The 15,295-nt window shown below is 71.2% G+C and carries 15 protein-coding genes; 10 read left to right on the forward strand and 5 right to left on the reverse strand.

The annotated features are described in order from the left end of the window. The 3 genes from QMK28_RS31330 to QMK28_RS31340 all read left to right on the forward strand — a co-directional run. On the forward strand, positions 1-304 hold a 304-nt coding region (locus QMK28_RS31330; protein WP_326443083.1), incomplete at its 5' end, for a PucR family transcriptional regulator. Between the two features lie 153 nt (positions 305-457). Next, positions 458-1,915 carry an aldehyde dehydrogenase family protein gene (locus QMK28_RS31335; RefSeq protein WP_326443084.1) on the forward strand — a complete coding sequence of 486 codons (1,458 nt, stop codon included), beginning with the start codon at positions 458-460 and terminating at the stop codon, positions 1,913-1,915. 221 nt (positions 1,916-2,136) lie between these two features. Further along, positions 2,137-4,074, forward strand: coding sequence for an acyl-CoA dehydrogenase family protein (locus QMK28_RS31340; RefSeq protein WP_326443085.1), 1,938 nt, complete (start codon positions 2,137-2,139; stop codon positions 4,072-4,074). 45 nt (positions 4,075-4,119) lie between these two features. Here the strand turns inward: QMK28_RS31340 and QMK28_RS31345 are convergent, their stop codons facing one another. The 3 genes from QMK28_RS31345 to QMK28_RS31355 all read right to left on the reverse strand — a co-directional run bounded on the left by QMK28_RS31345 (position 4,120) and on the right by QMK28_RS31355 (position 5,520). Next, positions 4,120-4,362, reverse strand: coding sequence for a hypothetical protein (locus QMK28_RS31345; protein WP_326443086.1), 243 nt, complete (start codon positions 4,360-4,362; stop codon positions 4,120-4,122). 85 nt (positions 4,363-4,447) lie between these two features. Beyond that, positions 4,448-4,669, reverse strand: a complete 222-nt coding sequence (locus QMK28_RS31350; protein WP_326443087.1) for a DUF397 domain-containing protein — start codon at positions 4,667-4,669, stop codon at positions 4,448-4,450. Beyond that, positions 4,666-5,520 (reverse strand): helix-turn-helix domain-containing protein, encoded by an 855-nt coding sequence (locus QMK28_RS31355; RefSeq protein ID WP_326443088.1) that lies wholly within the window; start codon positions 5,518-5,520, stop codon positions 4,666-4,668. The genes QMK28_RS31350 and QMK28_RS31355 overlap by 4 nt, the downstream gene beginning before the upstream one ends. A gap of 166 nt (positions 5,521-5,686) precedes the next feature. On the opposite strand from QMK28_RS31355, the gene QMK28_RS31360 reads away from it, so the two are divergent. The 7 genes from QMK28_RS31360 to QMK28_RS31390 all read left to right on the forward strand — a co-directional run bounded on the left by QMK28_RS31360 (position 5,687) and on the right by QMK28_RS31390 (position 13,651). After that, positions 5,687-6,142, forward strand: coding sequence for an ATP-binding protein (locus QMK28_RS31360; RefSeq protein WP_326443089.1), 456 nt, complete (start codon positions 5,687-5,689; stop codon positions 6,140-6,142). A 223-nt stretch (positions 6,143-6,365) separates the two neighbouring features. After that, complete coding sequence (gene dxr, locus QMK28_RS31365) at positions 6,366-7,631, forward strand: 1-deoxy-D-xylulose-5-phosphate reductoisomerase (protein WP_326443090.1); 1,266 nt, start codon at positions 6,366-6,368, stop codon at positions 7,629-7,631. Continuing rightward, positions 7,628-8,929 (forward strand): M50 family metallopeptidase, encoded by a 1,302-nt coding sequence (locus tag QMK28_RS31370; protein ID WP_326443091.1) that lies wholly within the window; start codon positions 7,628-7,630, stop codon positions 8,927-8,929. Before dxr ends, QMK28_RS31370 begins: the two co-directional genes overlap by 4 nt. A 208-nt stretch (positions 8,930-9,137) precedes the next feature. Continuing rightward, on the forward strand, positions 9,138-10,295 hold the full coding sequence (gene ispG, locus QMK28_RS31375) for a flavodoxin-dependent (E)-4-hydroxy-3-methylbut-2-enyl-diphosphate synthase (protein ID WP_326443092.1): 1,158 nt from the start codon (positions 9,138-9,140) through the stop codon (positions 10,293-10,295). Between the two features lie 175 nt (positions 10,296-10,470). Next, entirely contained in the window at positions 10,471-11,316 is an 846-nt protein-coding gene (locus QMK28_RS31380) for a GNAT family N-acetyltransferase (protein WP_326443093.1), read from the forward strand. 33 nt (positions 11,317-11,349) lie between these two features. Next, positions 11,350-11,883, forward strand: coding sequence for a GNAT family N-acetyltransferase (locus QMK28_RS31385; RefSeq protein ID WP_326443094.1), 534 nt, complete (start codon positions 11,350-11,352; stop codon positions 11,881-11,883). Between the two features lie 67 nt (positions 11,884-11,950). Beyond that, positions 11,951-13,651 carry a proline--tRNA ligase gene (locus QMK28_RS31390; RefSeq protein WP_326443095.1) on the forward strand — a complete coding sequence of 567 codons (1,701 nt, stop codon included), beginning with the start codon at positions 11,951-11,953 and terminating at the stop codon, positions 13,649-13,651. A 251-nt stretch (positions 13,652-13,902) separates the two neighbouring features. Here QMK28_RS31390 and QMK28_RS31395 read toward each other — a convergent pair whose 3' ends face one another. Together QMK28_RS31395 and QMK28_RS31400 are read right to left on the reverse strand one after the other, a co-directional pair. Next, positions 13,903-14,922, reverse strand: a complete 1,020-nt coding sequence (locus tag QMK28_RS31395) for an aminoglycoside phosphotransferase family protein (protein ID WP_326443096.1) — start codon at positions 14,920-14,922, stop codon at positions 13,903-13,905. Between the two features lie 76 nt (positions 14,923-14,998). Further along, positions 14,999-15,295, reverse strand: a 297-nt coding sequence (locus QMK28_RS31400; protein WP_326443097.1) for a DUF4439 domain-containing protein, incomplete at its 5' end; no start/stop codon positions are given.

Genomic DNA, 15,295 nt, shown 5'->3' on the forward strand with positions numbered 1-15,295 from the left:
CGCCGGGTCCGTACTGCCGCTGCTCGCCGACGACGCGGTGCGCGCCTTCGCGGACGGCATGCTGCGGGCGCTGCGCGAGCACGACGAGACGGGCCGCGGCGACCTCGTCGCCTCGCTGCGCGCCTGGCTGTCCCGGCACGGCCAGTGGGACGCGGCCGCCGCCGACCTGGGCGTGCACCGGCACACGCTGCGCTACCGGATGCGCCGGGTCGAGGAGATCCTGGGCCGCTCGCTCGACGACCCGGACGCCCGGATGGAACTGTGGCTCGCGCTGAAGGCGACCTCCGGTACCGCCACTCCGTAGTGCCGCCACGCACTCAGTGCTCCATCTCGGACAAACGCCATTCGGGGCCGCCGCCCCTACGGTGGGAGGCAGCCGGGTAGCAGTCAGACCAGCTCTGCGCCTCCCGCTGCGCCAACGCTCCATCCCCACCACCTCGAAGGGCCGGGATTCGCTGTGACTTCCTCCCACGCGACCACTCACGCGTTCTGGCTCGCCGGCCGCAAGGCGACCGGCGACGACACGCTCGACGTCACCTCCCCCTGGGACGGCCGTCTCGTCGGCACGGTGAGCGTCCCCACCGACGCCCAGGTCGAGGAGGCGGTGGCCGCCGCCGCCGCCGTCCAGGCCGAGTTCTCCGCGACCCCCGCGCATGTACGGGCCGCGGCGCTCGACCACGTCACCAAGCGGCTCGTCGAGCGCACCGAGGAGATCGCGCAGCTGATCTCCGCCGAGAACGGCAAGCCCATCAAGTGGGCCCGCGGCGAGGTCGGCCGCGCCGTCTCGGTCTTCCGGTTCGCCTCCGAGGAGGCCCGCCGCTTCAACGGCGGCGACGCGCAGCGGCTGGACACCGACGCGGGCGGCACCGGCCGGCTCGCGCTCACCCGCCGCTTCCCGCGCGGCACCGTGCTGGGCATCGCGCCGTTCAACTTCCCGTTGAACCTCTGCGCCCACAAGGTCGCCCCGGCGCTCGCGGTGGGCACGCCGATCATCCTCAAGCCGGCCCCGGCGACCCCGCTGTCCGCGCTGCTGCTCGGCGAGCTGCTCGCGGAGACCGACCTGCCGGCCGGCGCCTGGAGCGTGCTGCCGGTCGCCAACGAGAAGATGCCCGCGCTGGTCCAGGACGAGCGGCTGCCGGTCATCTCCTTCACCGGCTCCGGCCCGGTCGGCTGGTCCATCCTGGACTCCGCGCCGCGCAAGCACACCACGCTGGAGCTGGGCGGCAACGGCGCGGCCGTCGTGCTCGCCGACTGGTCCTCCGAGGCGGACCTCGACTGGGCGGCCGGCCGCATCGCCACCTTCTCCAACTACCAGGGCGGCCAGTCCTGCATCTCGGTGCAGCGCGTCATCGCCGACGCCTCGGTCTACGACCGGCTGGTGCCGAAGGTCGTCGCGGCCGTCGAGGCGCAGGTCACCGGTGACCCGTCGGACGACGCCACCGAGGTCGGCCCGCTGGTCAGCGAAGCCGCCGCCAAGCGCGTCGAGTCCTGGGTGGACGAGGCCGTGCAGGCGGGCGCGGAACTGCTCGCCGGCGGCAAGCGGGACGGCGCGTCCTACGCCCCGACCGTGCTCGCGAACGTGCCGTCCGGCGTCACGCTCTCGGGCGAGGAGATCTTCGGCCCGGTGCTGACGCTGCACAGGGTCGAGGGCGAGGCCGCGGCCTTCGAGTCCGTCAACTCCTCGCAGTACGGCCTCCAGGCGGGCGTCTTCACGCACGACGTGCAGACCGCCTTCCGCGCCCACCGCGCGCTGGAGGTCGGCGGCGTCATCGTCGGCGACGTGCCCTCCTACCGGGCCGACCAGATGCCGTACGGCGGCGCCAAGCAGTCAGGCGTGGGCCGCGAGGGCGTGCGGTACGCGATGGACGACTACACCTACGAGCGGGTCATGGTTCTCACGGGTCTGGCGCTCTGACCCTTCCGCCACTCCCGTCCCATCTGCCACACGCCCGTCTGCTCCATTTGCCACACGCTGAACGGCCGGAACCCACTGTGCGGGGGCTCCGGCCGTTCGGCGTTCGCCGCCGAGTGCTGCGCGGGGGCTGGTAGGAGCCGCGCGGATCGGGTACATACGGACGAGTAGCACCGGCCGGTAGCCGACCGGGATGCCCGACTCCGCGGCGAGGTGACCGAAGCATGACCGCACCATCTGCCAAGCCCTCCGTGACCGAGCGCGAAGCGCGCCAGGTGGCGGAGGCCGCACGCGAGCAGGACTGGCGCAAGCCGAGCTTCGCGAAGGAGCTGTTCCTGGGCCGCTTCCGGCTCGACCTGATCCACCCGCACCCGACACCCCCCGCCGAGGACGCGCAGCGCGGCGAGCAGTTCCTGGCCAAACTGCACGACTTCTGCGAGACGAAGATCGACAGCGCCCGGATCGAGCGCGAGGCGCGGATTCCCGACGAGACCATAAACGGCCTCAAGGAAATCGGCGCGCTCGGCATGAAGATCGACACCAAGTACGGCGGCCTCGGCCTCACCCAGGTCTACTACAACAAGGCGCTGGCCCTGGTCGGCTCCGCCAACCCCGCCGTCGGCGCGCTGCTCTCCGCACACCAGTCCATCGGCGTGCCGCAGCCGCTCAAGATATTCGGCACCCAGGAGCAGAAGGACACCTTCCTGCCCCGCTGCGCCCGTACCGACATCTCGGCCTTCCTGCTCACCGAGCCGGACGTCGGCTCCGACCCGGCGCGGCTCGCGGCCAGCGCGGTGCCGGAGGGCGACGACTACATCCTCGACGGCGTCAAGCTCTGGACGACCAACGGCGTCGTCGCCGACCTGCTCGTGGTGATGGCCCGCGTGCCGCGCTCGGACGGGCACAAGGGCGGCATCACCGCCTTCGTGGTCGAGGCCGGCTCCGAGGGCGTCACCGTCGAGCACCGCAACGCCTTCATGGGGCTGCGCGGCCTGGAGAACGGCGTCACCCGCTTCCACCGGGTCCGCGTACCCGCCGCGAACCGGATCGGCCCTGAGGGCTCCGGCCTGAAGATCGCCCTGACCACCCTCAACACCGGCCGCCTCTCGCTCCCGGCGATGTGCGTCGGCGCCGGGAAATGGTGCCTGAAGATCGCCCGCGAGTGGTCGGCCGCCCGCGAGCAGTGGGGCAAGCCGGTCGCCTTCCACGAGGCCGTCGGGTCGAAGATCTCCTTCATCGCGGCGACCACCTTCGCCCTCGAAGCCGTCGTGGACCTCTCCTCCCAGATGGCCGACGAGGACCGCAACGACATCCGCATCGAAGCGGCGCTGGCCAAGCTGTACGGCTCCGAGATGGCCTGTCTGATGGCCGACGAACTCGTGCAGATCCGCGGCGGCCGCGGCTTCGAGACCGCCGAGTCGCTGGCCGCCCGCGGTGAGCGCGCGGTGCCCGCCGAGCAGGTGCTGCGGGACCTGCGGATCAACCGGATCTTCGAGGGCTCCACCGAGATCATGCACCTGCTGATCGCCCGCGAGGCGGTCGACGCCCACCTCTCCGTGGCGGGCGACCTCATCGACCCCGAGAAGACCCTCGGCGACAAGGGCCGAGCGGCGGCCAAGGCCGGCGGCTTCTACGCCCGCTGGCTGCCCAAACTCGTCACAGGCCCCGGCCACCTGCCCCGCTCCTACGCCGAGTTCCACCCGTCCGGCCATCCGGACCTGGCCACCCACCTGCGCTACGCCGAGCGCTCCGCCCGCAAGCTGGCCCGGTCCACCTTCTACGCGATGTCGCGCTGGCAGGGAAAGATGGAGACCAAGCAGGGCTTCCTCGGCCGGATCGTGGACATCGGCGCGGAACTCTTCGCGATGAGCGCGGCCTGCGTACGGGCCGAGATGCTGCGCTCGAACGACGAGAACGGCAAGGCGGCCTACCAGCTCGCCGACGCGTTCTGCCGGCAGTCCCGCATCCGGGTCGAGGAACTCTTCGGACGGCTCTGGAGCAACACCGACGACCTGGACCGCAAGGTCGTCGCCGGCGTCATGGGCGGCGCGTACACCTGGCTGGAGACCGGCATCATCGACCCCTCCGGCGACGGCCCCTGGATCGCCGACGCGACCCCGGGCCCTTCCCAGCGGGAGAACGTGCACCGGCCGATCCGCTGACGGCTGGAGCCGCCTCGCTCCCTGACGGGGAGCGGGGCGGTGGCCTCACCCCGCTGCCTCGCGTGCCTCGTCGAGGACTGCCAGGAGCTCCTCCCGCGCGGCGCGCCATGCCGGCTCCTCGCGGTCGCGGGTCCGCACGGTGTGCTCCGCAGCGCGACGCCGCGCGAGAAGATCGGGTCGTCGCTCGACCTCGACTTCGCCCGCCCAGATGGTGAGCCATCCGCGGATCGGCCCGAGGCTGTCGGTCTCCGCTGCGAGCTCGAACGCCTCGTTCTTCTGCTGCTCCATCTCGGCGATGCGATGCGGGGCGATACGGGCGAGCGTGACGCGCAGTGCAGCGGGGGTGCGTTCGGGCCGCCGTCGTCGGCCGGAGTCAGCCCGCGCTGAACTCGCCCCCGCGCGCGCTCGCCACGAAGGTTTGCCATGCGTGGGGGGTGAACAGCAAGGCCGGGCCGGCCGGGTCCTTCGAGTCGCGCACGGCGAGGCGGCCCCCGTCCAAGGCGGCGGCTTGCACACAGTCGTTACCCCCGCCGCTGTACGAGGAGGTGACCCACTGGGCCCGCAGGGTCTCGGCGTTGGGGACGTACATCGTCATGTGAGTTCCTTGATCGCCTTCTTGAGCAGGGTCACGGACGCGCGCGGTGAAGCCGCCATCGCGGTGAGCCGGTTGAAAGCCCACTGATAGCGCCCCAGTTCGCGCTTGTCTTCGAAGTAGAGGCTACTCGTCAGGTTCTCTGCGAGCACGACATCCGGATCGTCGTCGTGCGCGAAGCCGAGTACAGCGAAAGGGCCGTTGAGCCCGGGGTGCGCACCTGCCGCATGGGGGAGTACCTGCAACGTGACGTTCGGCTGTCGCTCGACCTCCACCAGCCGTTGTAGTTGCGCGTGCATGGTCTCCCGGCTGCCGATGCGCTGTTGGAGTGTCGCTTCGCAGAGGATGACCTTCAGCTCGATCGGATCGTCCCGCGTCAGCAGCTCCTGCCGCAAGGTGCGCACCTCGACAAGCCGGTCAACCTGCTCGGGTCCCTCGGTCTCCCACGCCTCGGTGATCACTGCCCGTGCGTAGTCCGGAGTCTGCAACAGCCCAGGCATCAGGATCGTCTGGAAGCTGTCCATCCGGGCCGCATCCGCCTCCAGCCCGATGAAGTCGGCGTATGCGGGCGGGATCACATCCGTGTAGGACTGCCACCAGCCCTTGGTCTTCGCGCTCCGCGCGAGCTTGAACAGTGCCGCCCGCCGCTGCTCGTCCTTCAGCCCGTACAGGTCGAGCATCGCTTCGAGGTCGAGCCGCCTTATCGGTGACTGGCCCAGTTCGATGCGGCTGACCTTCGAGATGTGGCAGTCGAGCCGCTCGGCGACCTGCTCCGCGCTCACCAGGCTCTGATCGCGGAGCCGTCGCAGCTCCGCACCGAGTCGCTTCTGTCGGACAGTTGACTGGGTGGTCATGGCGAAGGGCCCCCTTGCTCACGTTGATCGAAGCGTACCCGGCGCGACCGTGTGTTCGCATTGCGGAATTGGCATATGCCGATGCATTCGCTTCATAGGAATTCGCATGGATGGAATACGTATCGTGTGGACGGCAGGCGACGTGCAGCCGCTCTCTGGAGGTCTCATGGCTGAGCAATGTCCCGATCCGAAGCACGAGTTCAAGGAGCTCTTCAGCTCCACCAGCAGAGGCGCCCACCTGGCCCGCGTCAGCGCTACGCAGCGCCTCGCCGAGTGGGGTTACGTCACCGACATCGCAGCCCTGATCGTCAGCGAGCTCGCCGCGAACGCGGCAACCCACTGCCTCGCCGCCCACCGTGACTTCCTGCTGCGGCTCGCGGTACACGCCCACAGCCCCGCGTTGCTGCGCATCGAGGTCTCCGACGCCTGCGGCGAGGCGCGGCCCAAGCCCCGGCACCCCACGGGCGACGCCGAAAGCGGGCGCGGGCTGCTGCTCGTCGGGGCGATGGCCATCGCTTGGGGTGTCGGCGAGCGGACACCCGGGAAGACGGTCTGGGCCCAGGTGTTGCTGGAGCCGGCGGCCGACCTCGATCAGGGGCGGCGGGAACCGGGACTGACGTGATGGACCCGACTGGGCCGACATCCGTCTCGTCTGCCGTGCCGCCGGCGTGGGGCAAGCCCGTCGTCCGGCAGGCTGCCGGCCGGAGTCGCCGCTGCGTGGCGCGGGTTCTGCGCGGCCCCGAGCCGCTTCGAGTACGCCGACCGCGTCGGGTTTGCGGGACTCGCTCGGGCGACCTGAGCGCCCGCAGTACAAGGGCCACAGGGATTGCGGCCACAATGGAGGAATGAGCGACAGCCCAGACTCCCTCGCCGACCCGCATCACCGCTTCGGAGCGGCCACCGCAGCAGACTCCGGCGGCCTCCGGGACATCGTGATCCTCGGCTCCACCGGCTCCATCGGCACCCAGGCCATCGACGTGGTGCTGCGCAACCCCGACCGTTTCCGGGTGACCGCCCTGTCCGCCGCGGGCGGCCGGATCGAGCTGCTCGCGGAGCAGGCGCACCGGCTGCGGGTGGGCGCCGTCGCCCTCGCCGACCGGGACAAGGCGCCCGCGCTGCGCGAGGCGCTCTCGGCGCGCTACGGCGCCGAGCCGCTGCCCGAGATCCTGGCGGGGCCCGACGCGGCGACCGAGGTGGCCGCGTCCGCGTGCCACACCGTCCTCAACGGCATCACCGGTTCCATCGGTCTCGCACCGACACTCGCCGCCCTGAAGGCCGGCCGGGTGCTGGCCCTCGCCAACAAGGAGTCGCTGATCGTCGGCGGTCCGCTGGTCAAGGCGCTCGCGAAGCCCGGCCAGTTGGTGCCGGTCGACTCCGAGCACTCGGCGCTCTTCCAGGCACTGATGGGCGGCTCCCGCGGCGAGGTGAGCAAGCTCGTCGTCACCGCTTCCGGCGGCCCCTTCCGCGGCCGTACCAAGGAGCAGCTCGCGACGGTCACCCGCGCGCAGGCGCTCGCCCATCCCACCTGGGAGATGGGCCCGGTCATCTCGATCAACTCCGCGACGCTGGTCAACAAGGGGCTGGAGGTGATCGAGGCGCATCTGCTGTACGACATCCCCTTCGAGCGGATCGAGGTCGTCGTGCACCCGCAGTCCATGATCCACTCGATGGTGGAGTTCGTGGACGGCTCGACGCTCGCCCAGGCCAGTCCGCCGGACATGCGGATGCCGATCGCGCTCGGCCTCGGCTGGCCGCACCGGGTTCCCGGTGCGGCGCCGGGCATCGACTGGACGAAGGCCTCGTGCTGGGAGTTCTTCCCGCTCGACGAGGAGGCATTTCCGTCGGTGAGCCTGGCCCGGCATGTGGGTAGTCTCGGCGGCACCGCCCCGGCGGTGTTCAACGCGGCCAACGAGGAGTGCGTGGACGCCTTCCTGAACGGCGCCCTGCCGTTCACCGGCATCGTGGACACGGTCGCCGAGGTGGTCGCGGAGCACGGCCGCCCGGTCCGGGGAACCTCACTGACCGTCGCGGACGTCCTGGAAGCGGAGACCTGGGCGCGCGCACGCGCCCGGGAACTGGCAGTGAAGGCGACAGCGGAGGCTCGCGCATGACGGCATTGATGACGGTCCTGGGCATAGTCGTCTTCGTCGTAGGACTGCTGTTCTCGATCGCCTGGCACGAACTGGGCCATCTGTCCACGGCCAAGATCTTCGGCATCCGGGTACCGCAGTACATGGTCGGCTTCGGCCCGACGATCTTCTCGCGGAAGAAGGGCGACACCGAGTACGGCTTCAAGGCCATCCCGCTCGGCGGCTACATCCGCATGATCGGGATGTTCCCGCCCGGCGACGACGGCAAGATCACCGCCCGTTCCACCTCACCGTGGCGCAGCATGATCGAGGACGCCCGCTCGGCGGCCTTCGAGGAGCTCGAACCCGGTGACGAGAAGCGGCTCTTCTACACGCGCAAGCCGTGGAAGCGCGTGATCGTGATGTTCGCCGGCCCCTTCATGAACCTGATCCTCGCCGTGGCGATCTTCATGGGCGTGCTGATGGGCTTCGGCATCAACACCCAGACGAACGCCGTCGCCACCGTCTCGGACTGCGTCATCGCGGCCGACGCCAAGGCCGACACCTGTCCCAAGGACGCCCAGGACTCCCCGGCCAAGGCCGCGGGCCTGCGGCCGGGCGACAAGATCGTCGCCTTCAACGGGGAGGCCGTCCCGGACTGGGACGCCCTGCAGAAGGACATCAGGGACACCATCGGCCCGGCGACGATCACCGTCGAGCGCAAGGGTGAGACCAAGGTCCTGCACGCGAACCTGATCAAGAACGAGGTCGCCAAGTCCGACGGCCAGGGCGGCTACGTCGCCGGCAAGTACGTCAGCGCCGGCTTCCTCGGGTTCAGCCCGGCCACCGGCGTCGTGAAGCAGTCCTTCGGCGACTCCGTCGACCGGATGGGCGGCATGATGCGCTCCGGCGTCGAGTCGCTGATAGCGCTGCCGGAGAAGGTCCCGGCGCTCTGGAACGCGGCGTTCAGCGACGGGGAGCGCGCCCAGGACTCGCCGATGGGCGTGGTCGGCGCCGCCAGGGTGGGCGGCGAGGTGTTCTCGCTGGAGATCCCGGCGGAACAGCGGGTCGCGACCATGCTCTTCCTGGTCGCGGGCTTCAACCTGTCGCTCTTCCTCTTCAACATGCTGCCGCTGCTGCCGCTGGACGGCGGGCACATCGCGGGCGCGCTGTGGGAGTCCGTACGCAGGGCCTTCGCCCGCGTCTTCCGGCGCCCCGACCCGGGCCCGTTCGACGTCGCGAAGCTGATGCCGGTCGCCTATGTCGTCGCGGGAGTGTTCATCTGCTTCACGCTGCTCGTCTTCATCGCCGACATCGTGAATCCCGTCCGTATCACCTAGGGCCTGTTCCAGGTTTCCGGCCGGGCCCTGGCGGGACGCCCGGAGACAGCGGGAGAAATGTGACGGCTGGGCCTGGTTTGGGCCCGGCCGTCTTCTTTTGCGTGAGTTTACGGACGGGGTGTGAACGCAATCGCCAAGGTGCCGTAATCTCGAAGACTGGAGCCCGCCGATCTCGGGACCTAGATCCACACCTTGGGGATGCACAGCAATGACCGCGATTTCGCTGGGAATGCCTTCCGTTCCGACGAAGCTTGCCGACCGCCGCGTCACCCGCAAGATCCAAGTCGGGACGGTGGCCGTCGGCGGAGATGCTCCGGTGTCGGTGCAGTCCATGACGACGACCGTGACGGCGGACATCGGTGCCACGTTGCAGCAGATCGCGGAGTTGACCGCGTCGGGCTGCCAGATCGTGCGAGTGGCGTGCCCGACGCAGGATGACGCGGACGCGCTGGCGACGATCGCGCGGAAGTCGCAGATTCCGGTGATCGCGGACATTCATTTCCAGCCGAAGTATGTGTTCGCGGCGCTGGACGCGGGCTGCGCGGCGGTGCGGGTCAACCCGGGGAACATCAAGCAGTTCGACGACAAGGTCAAGGAGATCGCGAAGGCGGCGCTCTCGACGGGGACCCCGATCCGCATCGGGGTCAACGCGGGCTCGCTGGACAAGCGGCTGCTGGCGAAGTACGGCAAGGCGACGCCGGAGGCTCTGGTGGAGTCGGCGCTGTGGGAGTGCTCGCTGTTCGAGGAGCACGGTTTCCGGGACATCAAGATCTCGGTGAAGCACAACGACCCGGTGGTCATGGTCAACGCCTACCGGCTGCTCTCCTCCAAGTGCGACTACCCGCTGCACCTGGGCGTGACGGAAGCGGGTCCGACGTTCCAGGGCACGATCAAGTCCGCGGTCGCCTTCGGCGCGCTGCTGTCGGAGGGCATCGGCGACACCATCCGCGTCTCCCTCTCGGCCCCGCCGGTGGAGGAGATCAAGGTCGGCAACCAGATTCTGGAGTCGCTGGGGTTGCGGCAGCGGGGTCTGGAGATCGTCTCGTGCCCGTCCTGCGGGCGCGCACAGGTGGATGTGTACAAGCTGGCGGAGGAGGTCACCGCGGGCCTGGAGGGCATGGAGGTGCCCCTGCGGGTCGCGGTGATGGGTTGTGTGGTGAACGGGCCGGGTGAGGCGCGTGAGGCGGACCTGGGTGTGGCGTCGGGCAACGGCAAGGGCCAGATCTTCGTGAAGGGCGAGGTCATCGCGACCGTCCCGGAGTCGAAGATCGTGGAGACGCTGATCGACGAGGCCATGAAGATCGCCGAGCAGATGGAGCGCGACGGCGTCGCCTCCGGCGTCCCCGACGTCTCCGTCGCCGGCTGACCCGAGCGGACCGACCGGGCACGACACCGGCCGAATCCACGACGTACGACCGCGCCCCGCTACCACCCGGTAGCGGGGCGCGGTCGCATCCGGCCACAGGGAGGTGGCCCGTGGAACGGAGAGGTACAGTGCGGAGATCAGCAGCATGAGGCCCGCACGGTGAGGCTCGCTACACGTGTTGACTACGACCACCACCCGGGTTCTCGGGCCCGCCGAACTCGACGCCGTCCTCGCGATCCTGGCCCGCGACCCGGTGTCCAACGCCTTCGTCGCCGCGCGCGTGCACGTCGCCGGCCTCGACCCCTGGCGGCTCGGCGGCGAGATGTGGGGCTGGTACGCCGACGGCCGCCTCGAATCGCTCTGCTACGCCGGAGCCAACCTCGTCCCGGTCTGCGCCACCCCCGAAGCCGTCCGCGCCTTCGCCGACCGCGCCCGCCGGGCCGGCCGCCGCTGCTCCTCCATCGTCGGCCCCGTCGAGCCGACCTCCGAGCTGTGGTCGCTGCTCGAATCGAGCTGGGGACCGGCCCGCGAGGTCCGCGGCTGCCAGCCGCTCATGACCGCCGACTCGATGCCCGCCGACGTCGCGCCGGACCCCTCCGTGCGCCGCGTCCGCAAGGACGAGATGGACAAGATCATGCCCGCCTGCGTCGCGATGTTCACCGAGGAAGTCGGCATCTCCCCGCTCGCCGGCGACGGCGGACTCCTCTACCAGGCGCGCGTCGCCGAACTGGTCGCCGCCGGACGCTCCTTCGCCCACGTCGAGGACGACCGGGTGATCTTCAAAGCGGAGATCGGCGCCGTCACCTCGCGCGCCTGCCAGATCCAGGGCGTCTGGGTCGCACCGGAGCACCGCGGCCGCGGGCTCTCCACAGCCGGCATGGCGGCCGTCCTCGACTACGCGCTGCGCGACATCGCCCCCATCGCCAGCCTCTACGTCAACGACTTCAACACCGCGGCCCGCGCCTCGTACCGCAGCGTCGGATTCCGCGAGGTCGGCGCGTTCATGAGCGTGCTCTTCTGACACCCGGCGCACGGCTGCTAGTAATCTCCGGCCATGGATGACGTCGTGGTCGGGCCGCTCGACCTTGCCGCACGGGTGGACGACGCGCTCGCCGTACAGGCGCTCGCGTTCGGCCTCGACGACGACGAGATCGGCGTACGACGGCACATCATGCTCCGCCACGTCACCCAGCCCGGCGCCCGCGCGCTCGGCGCGACGACCCGGGCGGGCCGGCTCGTCGGATTCGTCTACGGCATGCCCAACGACCGCACCCAGTGGTGGTCGACGGTCGTCGAGCCCTACCTCCGCGACACCGGCTGCGCCCACTGGCTCGACGACACGTTCGTCATCACCGAACTGCACGTCCACCCGCGATTCCAGAACCGCAGGATCGGCCGCGAGCTGATCACCACCCTCACCGACCACGCCGAGCAGCCCCGCAGCATCCTCTCCGCGATCGACGTGGAGAGCCCGGCCCGCGCCCTCTACCGGTCACTGGGCTACCACGACCTCGCGCGCCCGGTGCTCTTCCCCAGCGCCACCAGCGCCTACGCGGTGATGGGCGCGCCGCTGCCGCTGCGCCGATAGCCATTTCCCTGCGACGCGACCCGCCGGTTAACCTCCTGGCATTCGTACTACGCACGCAGGAGATCCCATGGCCCAGGTCCAGCGCATGTCCAAGATGATGCTCAAGACGTTGCGCGACGACCCGGCGGACGCCGAGACCGCGAGTCACAAACTGCTGGTCAGGGCCGGGTACGTGCGTCGCAACGCCGCCGGGATCTGGACCTGGCTGCCGCTCGGCAAGAAGGTCCTCGACAACGTCTCCCGTGTCGTACGGGAGGAGATGGACGCCATCGGCGGCCAGGAGGTCCTGCTGCCCGCGCTGCTGCCGCGCGAGCCCTACGAGGCGAGCGGACGCTGGGGCGAGTACGGCGACCTGCTGTTCCGCCTCAAGGACCGCAAGGGCGCGGACTACCTCCTCGGCCCCACGCACGAGGAGATCTTCACCCAGACGGTCAAGGACCAGTGCTCGTCCTACAAGGACCTGCCGGTGATCCTCTACCAGATCCAGACCAAGTACCGGGACGAGGCGCGCCCCCGCTCCGGCGTGCTGCGCGGCCGTGAGTTCCAGATGAAGGACTCCTACTCCTTTGACACCACCGACGAGGGCCTCGCCGAGGCGTACGGCCTGCACCGCACCGCCTACACCCGCATCTTCGAGCGCCTCGGCCTCGACTACCGCATCGTGTCCGCCGTCTCGGGCGCGATGGGCGGCTCGGCCTCCGAGGAGTTCCTGGCCCCGGCCGCCGCGGGCGAGGACACCTTCGTCGACTGCCCCGCATGCGACTACGCGGCCAACACCGAGGCCGTCACGCTGACGCCCCCGGCCGCCGGCACCACCGAGCACGGCCCGGTCGAGGAGCTGGACACCCCCGACACCCCCACCATCGAGTCCCTCGCCGCGCACCTGGGCGTGCCCGCCTCCGCGACGCTCAAGAACCTGCTGGTCAAGGTCGACGGCAAGATCACCGCGATCGGCGTGCCCGGTGACCGCGAGGTCGACCTCGACAAGCTCGGCGAGCACCTCGCGCCCGCCACCGTCGAACTCGTGACGGCGGACGACTTCACCGACCGGCCCGACCTGGTACGCGGCTACGTCGGCCCGCAGGGCCTGGCCGGCACCGCCTTCCGCTACATCGCGGACCCCCGGATCGCGGCCGGCACCGCCTGGGTGACCGGCGCGAACAAGGCCGACAAGCACGCCCGCAACGTCGTCTGCGGCCGCGACTTCGAGGTCGACCAGTACCTCGACGTGGTCGTGGTCCAGCCCGGCGACCCCTGCCCCGCGTGCGGCGCCGGCCTGCGGATCGACCGCGCGATCGAGATCGGCCACATCTTCCAGCTCGGCCGCAAGTACGCCGACACCTTCGGCCTCGACGTGCTGGGCCAGCAGGGCAAGCCGGTCCGGGTCACCATGGGCTCGTACGGCATCGGCGTCTCGCGCGCCGTCGCCGCGCTGGCCGAGCAGACCTGCGACGAGCAGGGGCTGTGCTGGCCGCGGGAGGTGGCCCCCGCCGATGTGCACGTGGTGGCCGCGGGCAAGGCCAAGCAGACCGAGATCGCGCTGGAGATCGCGGACAAGCTCGACGCCGCCGGCATCCGGGTCCTGGTGGACGACCGGCCCGGTGTCTCGCCGGGCGTGAAGTTCACCGACTCCGAGCTGATCGGCGTCCCGGCGATCCTGATCGTCGGCCGCCGCGCCGCCGAGGGCATCGTCGAGTTCAAGGACCGCCGCACCGGCGCCCGCGAGGAGCTGACGGTGGACGAGGCGCTGGCACGGCTGGTCGGCTGACCGGAGGCGGGGCTGACCGGAGGCGGGGGAGGGGCGTCGCATTCGGGGGAGCGGGGCGGCTGCGCGGGCGTGGCGGGGGCGTGACCCGGGTGGCTTCGCGAGACGAGTGCGGCTTTGCGCGGCGCGGTGCGAGCACTGACGCCGGCGTCAGCTTCGTCCGCAGCTGAGGAACCGACGTCGAAGGGGCCGGGGCGATCGCCCCGGCCCCTTCACGGTTTTCCCGGTTCACCCGCTCCGCCCGGCGTGCGCGCCTACAGCCAGCCCGCGAACTCCATCAGCAGCTCACCGCTGTCCCGGTTGCCGGCCGCCAGCTCCCGCACGCCGGTCTCCACCGCGCGGAACACCGTCCAGCCGCGCAGCCGCTCGCGGTCGACCTCCAGCGAGTCCGCGAGCTTGCCCACCCGGCGGCGGGCCGCCGCGGCCGCGCCCGAGGCCGCGGCCAGGTCCTCGACCCGGTCGCGGACCAGCCGCGCGAGGTCATAGGCGCGCTCGCCGACCACCGGATCGGGGCCGATCGCCAGCCAGGGCGCGCGGTCCGCGGAGAGCACCTTGCCCTGCCGGAAGTCGCCGTGCAGCAGCAGGAGTTCGGGGGAGTCGGCGAGCAGCGCGCTGCGCAGCTCCAGCGCCTCGTCGACGAGCGGACGCGCCTCAGCCGCCCAAGGGCCGTCGGCGAGCGCCAGGATGGCCTCCGCTGTCTCACCCGTCCGTTCGGCGAGCGTCGGGAAGGGATGCGGGTCGGCGGGCGGCGGCACCCACAGCCGCCGCACCGTCCCGGCCGCCTCCAGCAGCGCCTTCGCCTCCGGCAGCGACCGCAGCGGCACCTCGCCGTGCAAGCGCTCCAGCAGCAGCGCGCCGGACTCGGCGTCGGCGCGCAGCAAACGCACCGCGCCCCAGCCGTCCCAGTGCGTGAGCGCGGCGGGCTCCAGGCCCGCGCCGCCGCGGCCGTCCGGCGCGGCGAACTTCAGCGCGGCCGGGGTGCCGTCCGACTGGGTCACCAGGACCAGCAGGCTGCGCCGGCCGCCCGGGGTCTGGACGCGTTCGAGCGTGAGCTCCCAGCTCTCCAGCTGCCGCCGGACGAGCCCGGGCAGGGCGGCCAGCCAGTCGGCGGCTTCCGTGCTGCCGGGCGCATCCGCGCCGCTGGGGCCGCCTGTGCCGCCGGGGCCCACTGTGCCGTCTGTGCCCTTGACGGTCCCGCTCAGCCGGCGCACCAGCCGCTGCGGCAGTTCGATGGGTGTCGTCTCCCGGCCGCCGGACTGCGGTGCTGAAGCCATTCCTGAGCTGTCCCTTTCCTACGGGGCCACCGGCCCCGGGGCGTACCGGTCCTGCGGGCGTCACGGGCCGCCCTCGTCAGAGCGCGTCCGCCGAACTGCTCGCGGAGCCGGACGGGGCGGGTGGCTCGGCCTGTTCGGCGAGTCCAGGGAAGGCTACGCCGCTGCCCCGCCAGCGCACCGAGCGCACCGCCGCCTCGCGCAGCGCGTCCGCCGCCTCGCGCCGCAGCGAGCCGGCGGCGGCCCGTACGAGGTCGGCGTAGACGCCGGCCACCCGGTTCTCCAGCTCGGCGGCCAGCCGCACCGCGGCGGCCTCGTCCGGCACCGGGAACGGCATGGCGTAGGCCGCGGCGGCGGGCGCGGGGTCGCCGCCCAG

The sequence above is a fragment of the Streptomyces sp. H27-D2 genome (assembly GCF_035828615.1).
GTDB lineage: Bacteria > Actinomycetota > Actinomycetes > Streptomycetales > Streptomycetaceae > Streptomyces.